This window comes from Arthrobacter sp. 05L421, assembly GCF_056397785.1.
On record NZ_JBFTOC010000007.1, the window covers coordinates 85,611 to 100,595 of the forward strand.

14 protein-coding genes are annotated in these 14,985 nt (G+C 67.7%); 5 read left to right on the forward strand and 9 right to left on the reverse strand.

Translation table 11 applies throughout. The features are described from left to right. Positions 1 to 125: 125 nt before the first annotated feature. The 3 genes from hutH to AC1DKQ_RS10490 all read right to left on the reverse strand — a co-directional run bounded on the left by hutH (position 126) and on the right by AC1DKQ_RS10490 (position 4,675). Positions 126 to 1,718: a histidine ammonia-lyase gene (gene hutH / locus AC1DKQ_RS10480; RefSeq protein ID WP_476918940.1), complete on the reverse strand. Its 1,593-nt coding sequence runs from the start codon at positions 1,716 to 1,718 to the stop codon at positions 126 to 128. A gap of 9 nt (positions 1,719 to 1,727) precedes the next feature. Continuing rightward, positions 1,728 to 3,443 (reverse strand): urocanate hydratase, encoded by a 1,716-nt coding sequence (locus tag AC1DKQ_RS10485; protein WP_476918941.1) that lies wholly within the window; start codon positions 3,441 to 3,443, stop codon positions 1,728 to 1,730. A gap of 260 nt (positions 3,444 to 3,703) precedes the next feature. Continuing rightward, positions 3,704 to 4,675, reverse strand: coding sequence for an IclR family transcriptional regulator (locus tag AC1DKQ_RS10490; protein ID WP_476884141.1), 972 nt, complete (start codon positions 4,673 to 4,675; stop codon positions 3,704 to 3,706). A gap of 294 nt (positions 4,676 to 4,969) precedes the next feature. Here AC1DKQ_RS10490 and AC1DKQ_RS10495 point away from each other — a divergent pair, with 294 nt between their 5' ends. After that, positions 4,970 to 5,887, forward strand: a complete 918-nt coding sequence (locus AC1DKQ_RS10495) for an SDR family oxidoreductase (RefSeq protein WP_476918942.1) — start codon at positions 4,970 to 4,972, stop codon at positions 5,885 to 5,887. Between the two features lie 49 nt (positions 5,888 to 5,936). Next, positions 5,937 to 6,368 carry a protein-tyrosine phosphatase family protein gene (locus AC1DKQ_RS10500; RefSeq protein WP_476918943.1) on the forward strand — a complete coding sequence of 144 codons (432 nt, stop codon included), beginning with the start codon at positions 5,937 to 5,939 and terminating at the stop codon, positions 6,366 to 6,368. Between the two features lie 58 nt (positions 6,369 to 6,426). Here the strand turns inward: AC1DKQ_RS10500 and AC1DKQ_RS10505 are convergent, their stop codons facing one another. Genes AC1DKQ_RS10505 through AC1DKQ_RS10515 form a run of 3 tightly spaced genes read right to left on the reverse strand, consistent with a single transcriptional unit; the run spans position 6,427 to position 8,050 of the window. Beyond that, a complete protein-coding gene (locus AC1DKQ_RS10505) occupies positions 6,427 to 7,398 on the reverse strand; it encodes an NAD(P)-dependent alcohol dehydrogenase (protein WP_476918944.1) in 972 nt (323 codons plus the stop codon). Further along, a complete protein-coding gene (locus tag AC1DKQ_RS10510; RefSeq protein ID WP_476884145.1) occupies positions 7,395 to 7,628 on the reverse strand; it encodes a helix-turn-helix transcriptional regulator in 234 nt (77 codons plus the stop codon). Before AC1DKQ_RS10510 ends, AC1DKQ_RS10505 begins: the two co-directional genes overlap by 4 nt. Further along, complete coding sequence (locus AC1DKQ_RS10515; RefSeq protein ID WP_476884146.1) at positions 7,622 to 8,050, reverse strand: hypothetical protein; 429 nt, start codon at positions 8,048 to 8,050, stop codon at positions 7,622 to 7,624. The genes AC1DKQ_RS10510 and AC1DKQ_RS10515 overlap by 7 nt, the downstream gene beginning before the upstream one ends. A 256-nt stretch (positions 8,051 to 8,306) precedes the next feature. Here AC1DKQ_RS10515 and AC1DKQ_RS10520 point away from each other — a divergent pair, with 256 nt between their 5' ends. Together AC1DKQ_RS10520 and AC1DKQ_RS10525 are read left to right on the forward strand one after the other, a co-directional pair. Continuing rightward, entirely contained in the window at positions 8,307 to 9,803 is a 1,497-nt protein-coding gene (locus tag AC1DKQ_RS10520) for an amino acid permease (protein WP_476918945.1), read from the forward strand. Positions 9,804 to 9,860: 57 nt separating this feature from the next. Further along, the gene (locus AC1DKQ_RS10525; protein ID WP_476918946.1) at positions 9,861 to 10,496 is read left to right on the forward strand and encodes a LysE family translocator; all 636 of its coding nucleotides are present in this window, start codon (positions 9,861 to 9,863) and stop codon (positions 10,494 to 10,496) included. A 90-nt stretch (positions 10,497 to 10,586) separates the two neighbouring features. On the opposite strand, the gene AC1DKQ_RS10530 is transcribed toward AC1DKQ_RS10525, so the two are convergent. Together AC1DKQ_RS10530 and AC1DKQ_RS10535 are read right to left on the reverse strand one after the other, a co-directional pair. After that, complete coding sequence (locus AC1DKQ_RS10530; RefSeq protein ID WP_476918947.1) at positions 10,587 to 11,336, reverse strand: 3-hydroxybutyrate dehydrogenase; 750 nt, start codon at positions 11,334 to 11,336, stop codon at positions 10,587 to 10,589. Between the two features lie 128 nt (positions 11,337 to 11,464). Continuing rightward, a complete protein-coding gene (locus AC1DKQ_RS10535) occupies positions 11,465 to 12,847 on the reverse strand; it encodes an MFS transporter (RefSeq protein WP_476918948.1) in 1,383 nt (460 codons plus the stop codon). Between the two features lie 132 nt (positions 12,848 to 12,979). Here AC1DKQ_RS10535 and AC1DKQ_RS10540 point away from each other — a divergent pair, with 132 nt between their 5' ends. Continuing rightward, entirely contained in the window at positions 12,980 to 13,897 is a 918-nt protein-coding gene (locus tag AC1DKQ_RS10540; protein ID WP_476918949.1) for a LysR family transcriptional regulator, read from the forward strand. Between the two features lie 28 nt (positions 13,898 to 13,925). Here AC1DKQ_RS10540 and AC1DKQ_RS10545 read toward each other — a convergent pair whose 3' ends face one another. Beyond that, entirely contained in the window at positions 13,926 to 14,879 is a 954-nt protein-coding gene (locus AC1DKQ_RS10545) for a spermidine synthase (RefSeq protein ID WP_476918950.1), read from the reverse strand. Positions 14,880 to 14,985 lie beyond the last annotated feature (106 nt).

Consider the following 14,985-nt stretch of genomic DNA (forward strand, 5'->3'; position numbering starts at 1 on the left):
CTCTGCCACAACTTCATTGGTGTGACTTTCCATTTGTACTACAGTTCCCGGGCCCCCGCCTTCCGTGTCGCCAAAGATTTCGGGGACGCCGGGAATTGTTCAGCTGTAGTGCATTTTGTTTCTTCTCAGGCGAGATTTCCGACGGCGGATTCGGCCGCCGCGCGGACCTTGCCCGACGCCACCAGCTGGTCCGCCGCTTCAAGCTCCGGCGACAGGAACCGGTCGGTGCCCGGGCCGTCGACGACGGCGCGTAGCGCGGCGATCACGGCCGCGCCCGCAGGCCCCGGCGTGAGTTCGCCGCCGGAGAGCTGGGTGCGGATGTCCAGCGCCCGGGCCGAGGTCACCAATTCGATCGCCAGGACGCGGCGCAGGTTCTCGACCGCCCGGCGGAGCTTGCGGGCCGCGTGCCAGCCCATGGAGACGTGGTCCTCCTGCATCGCGGAGCTCGGGATCGAGTCCACCGACGCCGGCACGGCCAGCCGTTTGTTGTCCGAGACCAGCCCGGCCTGCGTGTACTGGGCGATCATGAGGCCCGAGTCGACACCGGGGTCCGCGGCCAGGAAGGCCGGCAGCCCGTGTGAGCGGGCCGGGTCCAGCATCCGGTCGGTCCGGCGTTCGGCGATGGAGCTCAGGTCCGCGACGGCGATCGCGAGGAAGTCCAGCACGTAGGCCACCGGGGCGCCGTGGAAGTTGCCGTTGGAGCTGACCCGGCCGTCGGGCAGGACCACCGGGTTGTCGATCGCTGCGGCCAGCTCGCGGGAGGCGACCATGGCCGCGTGGTCCACGGTGTCGCGGACGGCGCCGGCCACCTGGGGTGCGCAGCGCAGCGAGTAGGCGTCCTGGACCTTGGTGTCGTTGATCCGGTGCGAGGCCACGATCGGCGAGTCGGACAGCACGCGGAGCATGTTGTCGGCGGACGCAGCCTGGCCCGGGTGCGGGCGCAGCGCTGCGTGCAGCTCGGGCAGGAACACCTGGTCGGTGCCAAGCAGCGCCTCGACGCTGAGCGCGGCGGTGATGTCCGCCGTCGTGAGCAGCTGGCGGATGTCCGCGATGGCCATCAGCAGCATGCCGAGCATGCCCTCGGTGCCATTGACCAGGGCCAGGCCCTCCTTTTCGGCGAGGGTGACGGGTTCGATTCCGTGTGCGGCGAGGAGCTCGGCGACGCTGCGGCCGCCCTTGGCGCCATACAGCTCTCCGTCCGGGCCGGTCGCTTCGCCTTCGCCCATGAGGACCAGGGCGCAGTGCGAGAGCGGCGCGAGGTCACCGGAGCAGCCGAGCGAGCCGAATTCGCGGACCACCGGGGTGATGCCGGCGTTGAGCACGTCCACCATGGTCTGCAGAACGACGGGGCGGACGCCGGTCCGGCCGGAGGCCAGGGTCTTGGCGCGCAGGAACATGATGCCGCGGACCACTTCGCGTTCCACGGCCGGGCCCATGCCGGCCGCGTGGCTGCGGATCAGGGATTTCTGCAGCTGGGTGCGCAGCTCGTTGGGGATGTGCCGGTTGGCCAGCGCCCCGAAGCCGGTGGAGATGCCGTAGGCGGGGACCTCGCTGTGGGCGAGGTCGTCGATGTGGGCGCGGACCTTGGCGACGGCGTCGAGGGCGTCCTGGGCGATGGTCACGTGGGCGTCGTGGCGGGCGACGGCGACCACGTCCTCGGGGGTCACGCCGCTGGTGCCGAGGGTGACGGTGAGCGGTGAGTGAGTGGTGATGGTCATAGTGAAGTCCTACTTTTCATCTGCGGAGTCTGTGGACTCCTGCATGGGGATGCGGACGCCGCGTTCCTTGGCGACCTCGACGGCGCGGTCGTAGCCGGCGTCGGCGTGGCGGATGACGCCCATGCCGGGGTCGTTGGTGAGGAGGCGTTCGAGTTTCTGCGCGGCGAGGTCGGTGCCGTCGGCGACGGAGACCTGGCCGGCGTGGATGGAGCGGCCGATCCCGACGCCGCCGCCGTGGTGCAGGGACACCCAGGTGGCGCCGGAGGCGGTGTTGAGCAGGGCGTTGAGCAGCGGCCAGTCGGCGATCGCGTCGGAGCCGTCGGCCATGGCCTCGGTTTCGCGGTACGGGGAGGCGACGGAACCGGAGTCGAGGTGGTCACGGCCAATCACGATGGGCGCCTTGACCTTGCCTTCCTTGACGAGCTGGTTGAACAGCAGGCCGGCCTTGGCGCGTTCGCCGTAGCCGAGCCAGCAGATGCGGGCCGGCAGGCCCTCGAACTCGACGCGCTCCTGTGCTGCGTCGATCCAGCGGTGCAGGTGCTTGTTCTCGGGGAAGAGCTCCTTGATGGCCTTGTCCGTGACGGCGATGTCCTCGGGGTCGCCGGAGAGTGCCACCCAGCGGAACGGGCCCAGGCCCTCGCAGAACAGCGGGCGGATGTAGGCCGGGACGAAGCCGGGGAATTCGAAGGCGCGGTTGTAGCCGCCCTTGCGGGCCTCGTCGCGGATGGAGTTGCCGTAGTCGAAGACCTCGGCGCCGGCGTCCTGGAACTCGACCATGGCCTGGACGTGCTTGGCCATCGAGGCCTGGGCCTTCTTGGTGAAGCCTTCGGGGTCGGCGGCGGCCTCGCGGTGCCATTCCTCGACCGTGATGCCCTCGGGCAGGTAGCTCAGGGGGTCGTGAGCGGAGGTCTGGTCCGTGACGATGTCGACGGTGAGCTCGCCGGCGTTGTGGCGGCGCAGGATCTCGGGGAAGACCTCGGCGGCGTTGCCGACGTAGCCCACGGACCAGCCGCGGCGCTCTTCCTTGGCTGCCAGGACCTTGGCGATCGCGGTGTCGAGGTCCGTTTCGACCTCGTCGAGGTAGCGCTTGCCGGCCCGGCGGCGCAGGTGGCTTTCGTCGACGTCGACAATCAGGCAGGCGCCGTCGTTCAGGGTGACGGCGAGCGGCTGGGCGCCGCCCATGCCGCCGCAGCCGCCGGTGAGGGTCAGGGTGCCGGCGAGGGTGCCGTTCTCATCCCCGGTGAGTTTGCGGGCGATCGCCGCGAAGGTCTCGAAGGTGCCCTGCAGGATGCCCTGGGTGCCGATGTAGATCCAGGACCCGGCGGTCATCTGGCCGTACATCATCAGGCCCTCGGCCTCGAGCCGGCGGAACTCGGGCCAGTTGGCCCAGTCGCCGACGAGGTTGGAGTTGGCCAGCAGCACGCGCGGAGCCCATTCGTTGGTGCGGAAGACGCCGACCGGCTTGCCGGACTGGACCAGCAGGGTCTCGTCCTTTTCCATGGTTTCCAGGGTGCGGGTGATCGCGTCGAACGCGGCCCAGGACCGGACGGCGCGGCCGGTGCCGCCGTAGACCACCAGGTCATCGGGGCGCTCGGCGACCTCGGGGTCGAGGTTGTTCATGAGCATGCGCAGCGGGGCTTCCGTCTGCCAGCTCTTGGCGGTGAGCTCGGTGCCGCGGGCTGCTTTGACCGGGCGGGCACCGGTGGTGAAATCGGCGGGTGCCATGAGGATCTCCTTTGTGGCTGGATGTGTTGCTGGAGGGTGTCTGTGCTGGATGTGTCTGTGTGGGATGAATCGGGAGGAATGAGGTTCTGTATCAACTAAAGCCCCTTCGCGGCCGTGGAAACAGGCCCATCGAGGGGGTGCTGTCCGGGATTCCAGACCCTCCCCCTCCCCCCGTTGCGCTCTCCCTTCCGGTGGCTAAAACGGGCGAATGGCAGCCCAGGGTGATAGAGCAACCGGGTTTGGATGGAGTGGGTGCGGGGTCAGGCGGGGCGGCCGTGGATCCGGACCGAGAGCTCGTCGGCGACCTTCTGGACCCGGGCGGCCAGGACGGGCCACTGGTCCGGGGGCAGCTTGTCCTCGAGGAAGGTCACGGCGACGGCGGCGGTGGGCCACCCCACGTGGTCGGTCACGGCGGCGGCGATCGAGCCGAAGCCGGGGGTCACCTCGCCGTGTTCGGTGGCGTAGCCGCGCTGCCGGACCTGGTCCAGATGGGAGGACAGTGCGGAGTACTTCATGATGGGCGATTCGGTTTCGTGCCGGGCGGTGAACGCGGCAGCGTTCGGGTACAGCGCCCGCACCTGGGACTTCGGCAGCGCGGCGAGGATGGCCCGCCCGCTGGCGGTCAGATGGCTGGGCAGCCGGACGCCGACGTCGGTCACCAGGGACGGCCGGTTCTTGGCCCGCTCCTCCACGATGTAGAGCACGTCGCGGCCGTGCAGCACCGCGAGATGCGCGCTTTCGCCGATCACGTCCACCAGCGAGGCGAGCATCGGCCGGCCCAGCCGGGACAGCGGCTCCTGCCGGGAATAGGCCGAGCTGAGCTCGAAGGCGCTGATGCCCAGGCCGTAGCGCTGCTCCTCATGCAGATGGAGCACGAAGCCGTTCGCTTCCATCACTCCGAGCAGGTGGTAGACGCTGGAGCGCGGAAGTCCCAGCGCGGTGGCAATGTTCGACGCCGCCATCGGTCCGCGCCGGGAGGCCAGCAGCTTGAGGATGCGCAGGGTGTTCTCGGCCGCAGGTACCTTCGACGCCGCCTTGGTGCCCGCGGTCCGGTGGACGGTTTTGGGCGCAGGCGTGCCGGCGGTGGACTGTGCTGCGGGCGCGTCGGGAACTGAGGGCGAGTCAGGCGCCGCAGACGCGTAGGGTGCGTCAGGCGCGTCCGGCTCTGCTGGCGCAGTCGCGGCGGCATGGCTCGCGGCGGCGGGGCTCACGGCGGTGCTGGTGGGTGGCATGGATCCTCTTCAGGGTCGGGTGGTGTCCGGTATCCCGTACTTAAGCATGCGCCCGGCGCCGGACAACTGACAGCCTCACCCAGGAAGCCGTGTCTGGGATACCGGACAAGCGCGGCTGCCAGCGTACGGGCCTTCTGCCCCTAGCGCGGCCCGGCGGCCGGTGTTCCGATGATCCGGGGGCGCTGGCTGCCACGCGGTACCCCAACCGAACACTTGACCAGTCCATCGCCGGGTGGGTCCGGAGGGTAGTCCCGGACTCTCCCGGAGGGACGGCAAAGGAGGGAAGGCAAGGACATGGACTCAGCGCTGTCGGGCAGGGTCGCCCTCGTCGCCGGGGCCACACGTGGCGCGGGCCGCGGCACCGCCGTCGCCCTCGGCGAGGCTGGAGCGGTGGTGTACTGCACCGGGCGCAGCACCTCCCGCCGCCGCTCCGACTACAACCGGCCGGAGACGATCGAGGAGACCTCCGATCTGGTCAGCGCCGCCGGCGGCACAGGGATCGCCGTCGCCGTCGATCACCGCCAGGCTTCCGAAGTGGAAGCCCTCGTGCAGCGAATCGATGCCGAGCAGGGCCGGCTGGACATCCTCGTGAACGACATCTGGGGCGGAGAAGACCTCATTGAGTGGAACACTTCGCTTTGGGCCCACGATCTCGATGCCGGGCTCCAGATGCTCCACCTTGGAGTCGAGACCCACCTCATTACGAGCCATTTCGCGCTCCCGCTGCTCACCCGCCGCCCCGGCGGCCTGGTGGTGGAGATGACCGATGGAACCCGCGAGTACAACGCGCAGCGCTACCGGGTGTCCGTGTTTTACGACCTTGTCAAGACCGCGGTGCTCCGCCTGGCGTTCAGCCAGGCCGAGGAGCTGAAGCCCTCCGGGTGCACGGCCCTGGCACTGACGCCCGGCTGGATGCGCTCCGAGATGATGCTCGAACATTTCGGCGTTACTGAGGCAAACTGGCGGGAGGCAGCCGGCACCCAACCGCACTTTGCCGCGATCTCGGAAAGCCCACTGTTCGTCGGGCGTGCGGTCGCGGCCCTGGCGGCAGACCCCAACGTGATCAGCCGCACGGGCGGATCCTATTCCTCCGGCGCGCTGGCGCGCGCGTACGGTTTCACCGACACCGACGGCTCGCAGCCGGACTGCTGGAGATACCTGGTGGAGGTCCAGGAGGCCGGGCTCGACGCCGATGCCGATGGCTACCGCTGAGTGCGGCGGCGCAAGGTCCGGCCCGGGCGCAAGGACTACGATCTGGAGCATGAAGCAGACGTGGGAGCCATCCCAGAAAGGCGTCCTGGTTCTTCCGTCCGGCCGGAGCGTCCGCGGCCGCGGGCTGCACTATGCGCTGCCGGAGGGCCCGCTTCCGGAATTCGGTCTCTACCTGCTGGGCAAACGGCCGCCCCGGGTGGAATGGGAGTCCAGGTGGCTGCTCTGGCCCGACCTGCGGCTGCCTGCCGACGAGAAGGACGCCCTCGACGCCTTCCGGGAGGCCTGGCGCCGGGCCGAGACGGAACGGGTTGAAGTGGCCTGCTGGCGCGGCATCGGCAGGACCGGAACCGCGCTGGCCTGCATCGCCGTCCTGGATGGAGTCCCGCCCGCCCAAGCGGTGTCCTACGTCCGCCGCAAGTACCGGTGGCGGACGGTGGAGACCCCGGGGCAGCGGCGGTATGTCGCCCGCTTCCACGCGTAAACGCCGCAGGCAAGGCTCCAACGGAGACGATCAAACGGCCACGCTCATACGGCACGGCTCAAACGGTGACGACGGCCTTGCCGAGGAGGTGGCCGTCGCGCAGGTCCCGGATTGCCGCCGGCGCATCCGCCAGGGCATAGCATTTGCCGATCACCGGGGTCACCGCGCCGGCCTCGATGAGCCCGGTCAGGAACCGGAGGTCCTCCGCGCGTTCCGCGGACATGACGCCCGTGAGCCGCTGGCCGACAAACACGGAGAGCAATGCCGCGCCGAGTGAGCGTCCAATGCCGCCGGCCAGCCGCCCTCCGCCTTCCCCGCCGACGATCGCGAGGGTTCCCTTCGGCTTGAGCGCCCGACGGAGAACGGAGACCGGGCGGTTGCCGGCGGTGTCGATAATGAGGTCGAACTGCCTGGCCCCGTCCGCGAAATCGTCATGCTTGTAGTCAATGACGTGGTCCGCGCCGATCGAACGGACAAGATCGGTTTTCGCGGTACTGCACACCCCCGTCACCTGCGCCCCGAACGCCTTGGCGAGCTGCACCGCGAACGCGCCGACACCGCCGGCCGCACCGACGACAAGCACCTCCTGCCCGGCCTGGACCCTTCCGGCATCCCGAAGCGCCTGGAGGGCCGTGACCGCGGAGATCGGGACGGCAGCGGCCTGCTCGAAACTGAGGTTCTTCGGCTTCAGCGCGAGCCGGCCTTCCTTGGCGCACGCGTATTCGGCGAAGGATCCCTCGCAGGTGCCGTACACCTCATCGCCAGTCCGAAAGCCGACGACGTTCCGGCCAACAGCCTCTACCCGGCCCGCCACGGCCCGGCCCCGGATGCGGGTCTTGGGTTTCCTGAGCCCGTAGCCGACTGCGCGGGTCAGGTACGGAAGGCCCGTCATGAGGTGCCAGACGCCCTGATCCACGCCGGCGGCCCGGACCCGGATCAACACGTCGTCATCGCCGGGGACCGGGGCTTCGACGTCGCGCAGTTCCAGCACTTCAACGGAACCATAAACGTCCTGAACGATCGCTTTCATGGTGCTTCTCCTTCAAGGTCGGGGTACTGGAAGACGTCATCGAGCGGAACTCTAAGAACGTGGGCAATCTGGAACGCCAGCTCAAGCGAGGGCGAGTAGCGGCCTTGTTCGATGGCGATAACAGTCTGGCGGGTCACGCCGATACGTTCGGCGAGCTCCGCCTGGGTCAGCTCACCGTTTTCGAAGCGCAGGCGCCGGATGGAGTTCGTGACCCGTGTCGGCTTCACCACGGCTGGAAGCCCTTGCGGTAGGCCACCACCTTGGCCACGGATCCCAGGATCGCCGAAAGGACGAAGGCCAGATAGATGACGTTGGCGATCCAGAAGTGGTCGAGCTTGGCCATGGCCAGGAGGAGCGCCGCCACGGCCCCCGCGACAAGGAAGGACTGGCCGATGTACTCGCCGAAGCGGTAGATCTCCTTGTCCCGCTGGTCCTTCATGCCGGCGTCCCTGGCGGACAAGGCCCTGATCACTATGTGGAGCACGATCGAAAGGCCGATCGAGGCGCCGACCGTCCACAGCAGCGGCGCCACATACGGCACTTCCGCGAGCGGCATGGTGCCGGCCAGGCCAAAAACGACGACGAGGTACACGGCGTAGGTTGCGGCCGCAAGCACCCCCATGATCCAGGCACTCTTCTCTTCAAATGACATCTGCCACTCCCGGACATCCAACACTATGTAAAACAAACCCGACATCATCAAAGTAAAGAAAACCTGACATGGTGTCAAGAGTTTTCGACTTTCTTGAGGTTCGGGTTCGACGGCGACCGCGGCCGCCGCCACCCGGGCAGCGGCGGCCGCACAGTCTGAAATCAAAGACACGAAGTTCCCGTGAGACTCATCACAGCACGGCCGGACATGGTCTGCTGGATAGCGATCCCCCTCCCAATGACGAGAAGGTATTCGCATGCAACAAGCCCACACCGCCACGAAGCCGGCACCTGACGAAGCAGGCACCGGCCGCACCGTCACCGCCGTCGGCGCAGCCGTCGACTCAGTTCTCAGCCGGGGGCTCAACGTCCGCCACATCCGCTTCATGGCCCTGGGATCGGCGATCGGAACGGGGCTGTTCTATGGCTCGGCCTCCGCCATCCAGAAGGCCGGGCCCGCCGTCCTGCTCGCCTACATGATCGGCGGCGCAGCAGTCTTCATGGTGATGCGCGCCCTGGGTGAAATGGCCGTGCGGCATCCGGTGTCCGGGTCCTTCGGCCAGTACGCGAGCCGCTACCTGGGCCCGCTGGCCGGCTTCGTGACCGGCTGGACCTATGTCTTCGAGATGGCGATCGTTGCCATTGCGGATGTCACGGCCTTCAGTATCTATATGGGATTCTGGTTCCCCGGCGTGGAGCGCTGGGTGTGGATCCTGGCCATCATCTTCTTCCTGGCGGCCCTGAACCTGCTCAGCGTCAAGGTGTTCGGTGAGCTGGAATTCTGGTTCTCCCTGATCAAGGTGGCGGCCATCATCGCCATGATTGCGGGCGGTGCGGCGATCATCGTCTTCGGCTTCCAGGCCGGCGGCGCCACCGTGGCGCCCGGGCTCGGCAACCTCGTGGACCACGGGGGCCTGTTCCCCAACGGGTTCGAAGGGCTCCTGGCCTCCTTCGCCGTCGTGATGTTCGCGTTTGGCGGCATTGAGACCCTCGGCATCACCGCCGGCGAGGCCGCCGATCCGAAAAAGGTCATCCCCAAGGCCGTCAACACCGTTCCCGTCCGGGTCCTGCTGTTCTATGTGCTGACCCTCGGCGTGCTGATGAGCCTGTTCCCGTGGGACGAAATCGGCAGCAACGGCAGCCCCTTCGTGCAGATCTTCAGCGGCCTGGGCATCCCGGCCGCACCCCACATCCTCAACGCCGTGGTGATCACGGCGGCGCTCTCGGCCGTCAACAGCGACATCTTCGGCGCCGGCCGGATCCTCTTCGGCCTGGCCCGGCAGGGCCACGCCCCGGCCAGCTTCGGCAAAGTTTCCCGCCACGGTGTGCCGTGGATGACCGTGGTGATGATGACCGGCATCCTGCTGGTGGGAGTGGTCCTGAACGCCGTGATCCCGGAGGACGTCTTCCTGCTGATCGCCTCGATCGCCACCTTCGCCACCGTGTGGGTCTGGGCCATGATCCTGGCCTCCCATGTCGCCATGAAACGCGAGATCGCCCGCAAGTCCCTGCCGGCGTCGGAGTTCCCCTCACCGTGGTGGCCCGCCGCTTCCGTGCTGACCATCGCATTCATGGCCCTCGTGATCGTGATTCTTGGCGTCTTCGAGGACACCCGCGTGGCGCTGTATGTGGGCGCCGTTTGGCTCGGCGTCCTGGTACTCGCCTACCGGCTCTGGGTCCGCGGTCACGGCCGGGCACGGGCGGAACTGGTGGACGAGACGGCCCAGCTCCCGCAGGTTCCCGCCGGGCGGTAACGGTGCCACCCCCTCCCGCAGCGCCGCGGGGGCGCCCCCGCGGGGTTAAGATCAGGCATGGTCCCCACTACCAACCTCTTGGCCTTTGCCCTCGCCTCCCTCGTGCTGATCGCCGTCCCGGGGCCCAGCGTGCTGTTCGTGATCGGACGGACCCTGGCCCTGGGACGAAGGGGCGGGCTGTTGAGCGTCCTGGGGAACGCGGCCGGTGAGGTGGTTCAGATCGCCGCCGTTGCCCTGGGCGTCGGAGTGGTGCTGGCGCAGTCGGTGCTGCTGTTCAGCGTGGTGAAATTCGCGGGGGCCGCCTACCTTGTCTACCTCGGGATCCAGGCGATCAGGCACCGCGGCGCCGGGCCGGCGACGGCGTCCTCCTCGGCCCCGTCCTCGACCGCCCGCGTAGTCCGTGAGGGCTTCATCGTGGGCGCGACAAACCCTAAGTCGATTGTGTTCTTCGTGGCCGTGCTTCCGCAGTTCGTGGACTATTCCGGGGGCGCGATTCCGGTGCAGCTCGGAATCCTGGGGGCCATCTTCTTGCTGATTGCCCTGATCTCAGACAGTACGTGGTCCCTCGCGGCGGGAACGGCCCGGCACTGGTTTGCCCGCTCCCCCCGGCGGATCGCCGCGCTCAGCACCACCGGCGGTGTGATGATGATCGGGCTGGGCGGCACCCTGGCCCTCGTGGGCAACAAGAACTAGTTCCAGCAGCACAACGCGGGGTCACTTAGCGCCCATTAATGGCCTCCGAATGGGCCGTATCTGACCCCGCGTTGGTTGAGCGGCGGTGGACTAGCGGGCGGACCAGCCGCCGTCCATCGTGTAGCTGGCGCCGGTGACCATGCCGGCGTCCTCGGATGCCAGCCACGCCACCAGGGACGCTACTTCCTCGGGCTCCACCAGCCGCTTGACCGCCGATTCCGTCAGCATGATCTTGGCGAGCACCTCGGACTCCGGGATGCCATGCACCTTGGCCTGGTCCGCGATCTGCGCCTCCACCAGGGGTGTCCGGACGTAGCCGGGGTTGATGCAGTTGGACGTGACTCCGTGCGCCCCGCCTTCGAGTGCGGTCACCTTGCTCAGGCCTTCCAGCCCATGCTTGGCCGAGACGTACGCACTCTTGAACGGCGAGGCCCGCAGTCCGTGCACGGAGGACAGGTTGATGATCCGGCCAAAGTTGTTGGCGTACATGTGTGGCAACGCGGCCCGGATCAGCAGGAAAGGCGCCTCGAGCATGAGGGTGATGATCCGGCGGAAGTCGGCCGGGTCGAACTCCTCAATGGGACTGATGCGTTGAATTCCGGCGTTGTTGACCAGGATGTCGCAGTCCAGGCTGAGCGTCTGGAGGGATTCAACGTCAAGGAGGTTGACGGCCCACGCAGTGCCGCTGACCTCGTCGGCGAGCGCTGCTGCGGCGGACTCGTCCACGTCCGCGATCACCACTTTGGCCCCTCGTGCCGCCAGGGCGCGGACGCTGGCTGCGCCGATCCCGCCGGCGCCGCCGGTGACCAGGGCCTTGCGTCCGTTCAGCGTGTGTTCCATAACTCAGCCTTCCATATCAATAAATTCGATGAGGCGGCCGGCTCCAGCGTGGCTGGAGCCGGCGCAAACTCAAGCAGCCCAGTAACTAAGGCTGCCAGTTTCTCAGGCAGCTCAGTGACGCAAGCAGATCAGCGCATGGCTGCTACGGGCAGGCCTTCGCGTTCGGCGTCGGCCCGGTCCACGTCCTCCAGTGCGATGCCCTTGGTTTCCTTCAGGCTCAGCACTGCCACAGTGGTGATGGCGCAGGCGACCACCAGGTAGATCGCGGTGGGCAGCCAGGAGCCGGTGTCCTTGAGCCACTGGGTGGCCAGGAGCGGCGCCAGCGAACCGGCGAAGATCGAGGTGACCTGCGAGCCAAGGGAGACCCCGGCGTAGCGCATCCGGGTCGGGAACAGCTCCGACATGAGGGCCGGCTGGCCTGCATACATGAAGGCGTGCAGGCACAGGCCGATCGTGACGGCCAGGACGATGATCACCGGATTACGGGTATCAAACATCGGGAAGGCGAAGAACGGCCAGGTGGCACCGGTAATGGCACCGACAAGGTAGACCGGCTTCCGGCCCCAGCTGTCCACGAGGCGCCCGACCTGCGGGATGACCAGGAAGTGGATGACGTGGGCGATCAGCAGGGCCAGCAGTAGTGAGGAGGTGTCGTACTTGTGGACGGACTTCAGGTAGACGATCGCGAAGCTGACCACGAGGTAGTACATGATGTTCTCCGCGAACCGGAGGCCCATGGCCTGCAGGATGCCCTTGGGGTACTTGCGGATGACTTCGCGGACGCCGTAGTTGGCAGACTGTTCCTCTTCCAGCTGCGCCTTGGCCTCGAGGAAGATGGGCGATTCGGAGACATGGGTGCGGATGTAGTAACCGACGAACACGATCACGGCGGAGAGCCAGAACGCCACTCGCCAGCCCCAGCTGAGGAAGTCGGCGGAGCTGAGCACGTTGGACATGATGAACAGGACCAGGGTGGCCAGCAGGTTGCCCACGGGAACGGCGGCCTGGGGCCAGCTGGACCAGAAGCCGCGGGACTTATTGGGGCTGTGCTCGGCGACGAGCAGAACTGCGCCGCCCCATTCGCCGCCGAGGGCGAAGCCCTGGATGAAGCGCAGGAAGACCAGCAGCGCAGGCGCCAGGTAGCCGAGGGTGGCGAAGCCCGGGAGGCAGCCCATCAGGAAGGTGGAGACCCCGATGATGACGATGGTGAGCTGCAGGGTGGGCTTGCGGCCGAGCTTGTCGCCGATCTGGCCGAAGACAATGCCACCGAGCGGGCGGGCCACGAAGCCGACGGCATAGGTCAGGAACGCCTGGATGATGCCGTCCAGTTCGTTGCCGGTGGGCGGAAAGAAGTACTTGCCGAACACCAGGGTCGCGGCGGTGGCATAGAGGAAGAATTCGTACCACTCGACGACGGTTCCCACCATCGATGCTGCGACGATTTTCTTGAGCCCGGAACCCTTGGATGCGGGTGCTGAGGGCGTTGTTGCAGAGCGTTCGTTTACGCTCATTCGGTTCTCCTTTAGTGTCCACGGTGACACGTGCTGTGATGCACAGCACTGAAATGGCTCCATTGAGTATTGCCGCACACTCCCGGCGATTCAATGGCCAAAGCGGCACCCAGTATGTGCAGAATTGCAGATATGAACGCCAATCCCGATGACCTGCTGGTCCTGCTCGCGGTGTCCCGTTCGGGGAAATTTACGACGGCGGCCCAGACTCTCGGACTGAACCACACCACCGTCTCCCGCCGGATCGCCGCGCTGGAGAAGGCCCTCGGCGGCCGTGTGCTCTCGCGCGCCTCCGGCGGGTGGGAGCTCACCGAGCTAGGCGCCGAGGCCGTGCGGGTGGCCGAGCAGGTCGAGAGTGCCGTACGCACCCTGGAGCAGCCGGGGCACACCCCGGACCCCATCACCGGCGTCGTCCGGATGACCGCCACGGACGGCTTCAGCGCCTACATCGCCGCCCCGGCCGTGGCCCGGCTCCGCCGCGACCATCCCGGCCTGAGCGTGGAGATCATCACCGTGACGCGCCGGGCTCTCCAGCAGCGTTCCGGCCTGGACATCGAGGTCGTGGTCGGTGAGCCGCAGGTGCACCGGGCGGAGGCCGCGCAGCTCGGGGAGTACATGCTGGGAATGTATGCCTCCCGCGGCTACCTGGCCGAGTACGGTAGCCCGGCCACCGTGGAGGAGCTGACCGCGCACTCGCTGGTCTATTTCGTCGATTCGATGCTGCAGGTGGACGATCTGGACGCCCCGCGGCGGCTGGTGCCCACCATGCGGGACGGGCTGAGCTCCACCAACGTCTTTGTCCATGTGGAGGCCACCCGCGCCGGCGCCGGGATCGGGTTCCTGCCCTGCTTCGCGGCCGACCTGCATCCGGACCTTGTCCGGCTGCTTCCCGAGGACTTCGCGGAGCTGCTCCCCTATTGGATGGTGCTCCGGCCCGATTCGATGCGCCGGCCGGCGGTGGCGGCCCTCGTGCAGGCTTTGAGGGAGCAGACCGCAGCCCACCGCGATGCCCTGCTGGGGCGGGCAGGAACCACATCGGTTGCTCCGTAGCCGCCGTTATGGGGCCGCAAAAGGGCCGCTACGGAGCAGTCGGCGATGCAGCCGGCGTCTCAGCCGGGGCGTCAGTCGGCGATGCAGCCGGGGCGGAACCTGCCGGGTCGTGGCGGACGGCGGCGCCAGCCGCGAACGCCCGCACCTTCGCGTCGTTCCAGATGTGGGCCGGTACCGCACCGCCGAGCAGGCGACGCGCGAGGCCGGGATCGTCATCGAACGGGAGGTCGCTGCCGGCCATGATCATGTTGCCGAAGCGCCGGCCCTTGAGCATGGCCGGATCCGCAATGATCACGGTGTGGGCAAAGGCGTCTGCGATGGTGGCGGCGTCTTCGCGGGCGTTCCGGAGGTCCGGGGCGTCGCCGGAGTTCACCACATAGATCCCGCCGGGTGCCAGGACGCGCTTGGTGTGCTCGGCAAATTCCCGGGTGGTAAGCGGCCGCGGGGTCAGCGAGCCGGCGAAGACGTCGCGGATAATCAGGTCCCGGGTCTGCGGGGTCAGGCTCTCGGTGACTTCCCTGGCCTCCCCCACGCGCAGCCGCAGCAGCGGCGCCTTGGGCAGATCGAACCAGCCCCGGACATAGTCGGCGAGCTTGCCGTCCAGCTCCACCACCACTTGGCGGGCGTCCGGATAGGCGGCGTGGAAATAGCGGGCCAGTGAGCAGGCTCCCCCGCCAAGGTGCAGGGCGCGCAGCTTGGGCTTTGAATCGCGCGGCCAGCGCGACTCCACAAGGGCAGCGATCCAGCGCATGTACTCGAAGTCCAGGAACAACGGGTCCGCGAGGTCAATGTGCGAGCTCATGACTCCGTTGATGCGCAGGAGCCAGCCGGTGGAATTGTCCTGGTCCGGGATCAGCTCGCAGTCCCCGGTGTCGATGTAATACACCCCGGCCACAGGACCGGCCTGCCGGGTACCCTTGGGCACTTCCACCACCCCGGCCTCGGCGGTTCCGGCGCCCCGGCCCCTGCCCCGCTTGGCCATCAGCTATCCCCTGCATTGTGCATCTTTCAACCCTAGTTCACCGGCAGAGGTGCCCCCGGCTCCGGTTCGCCGGATCGAATGCCCCGCACCGCCGGCGACAGGCCGT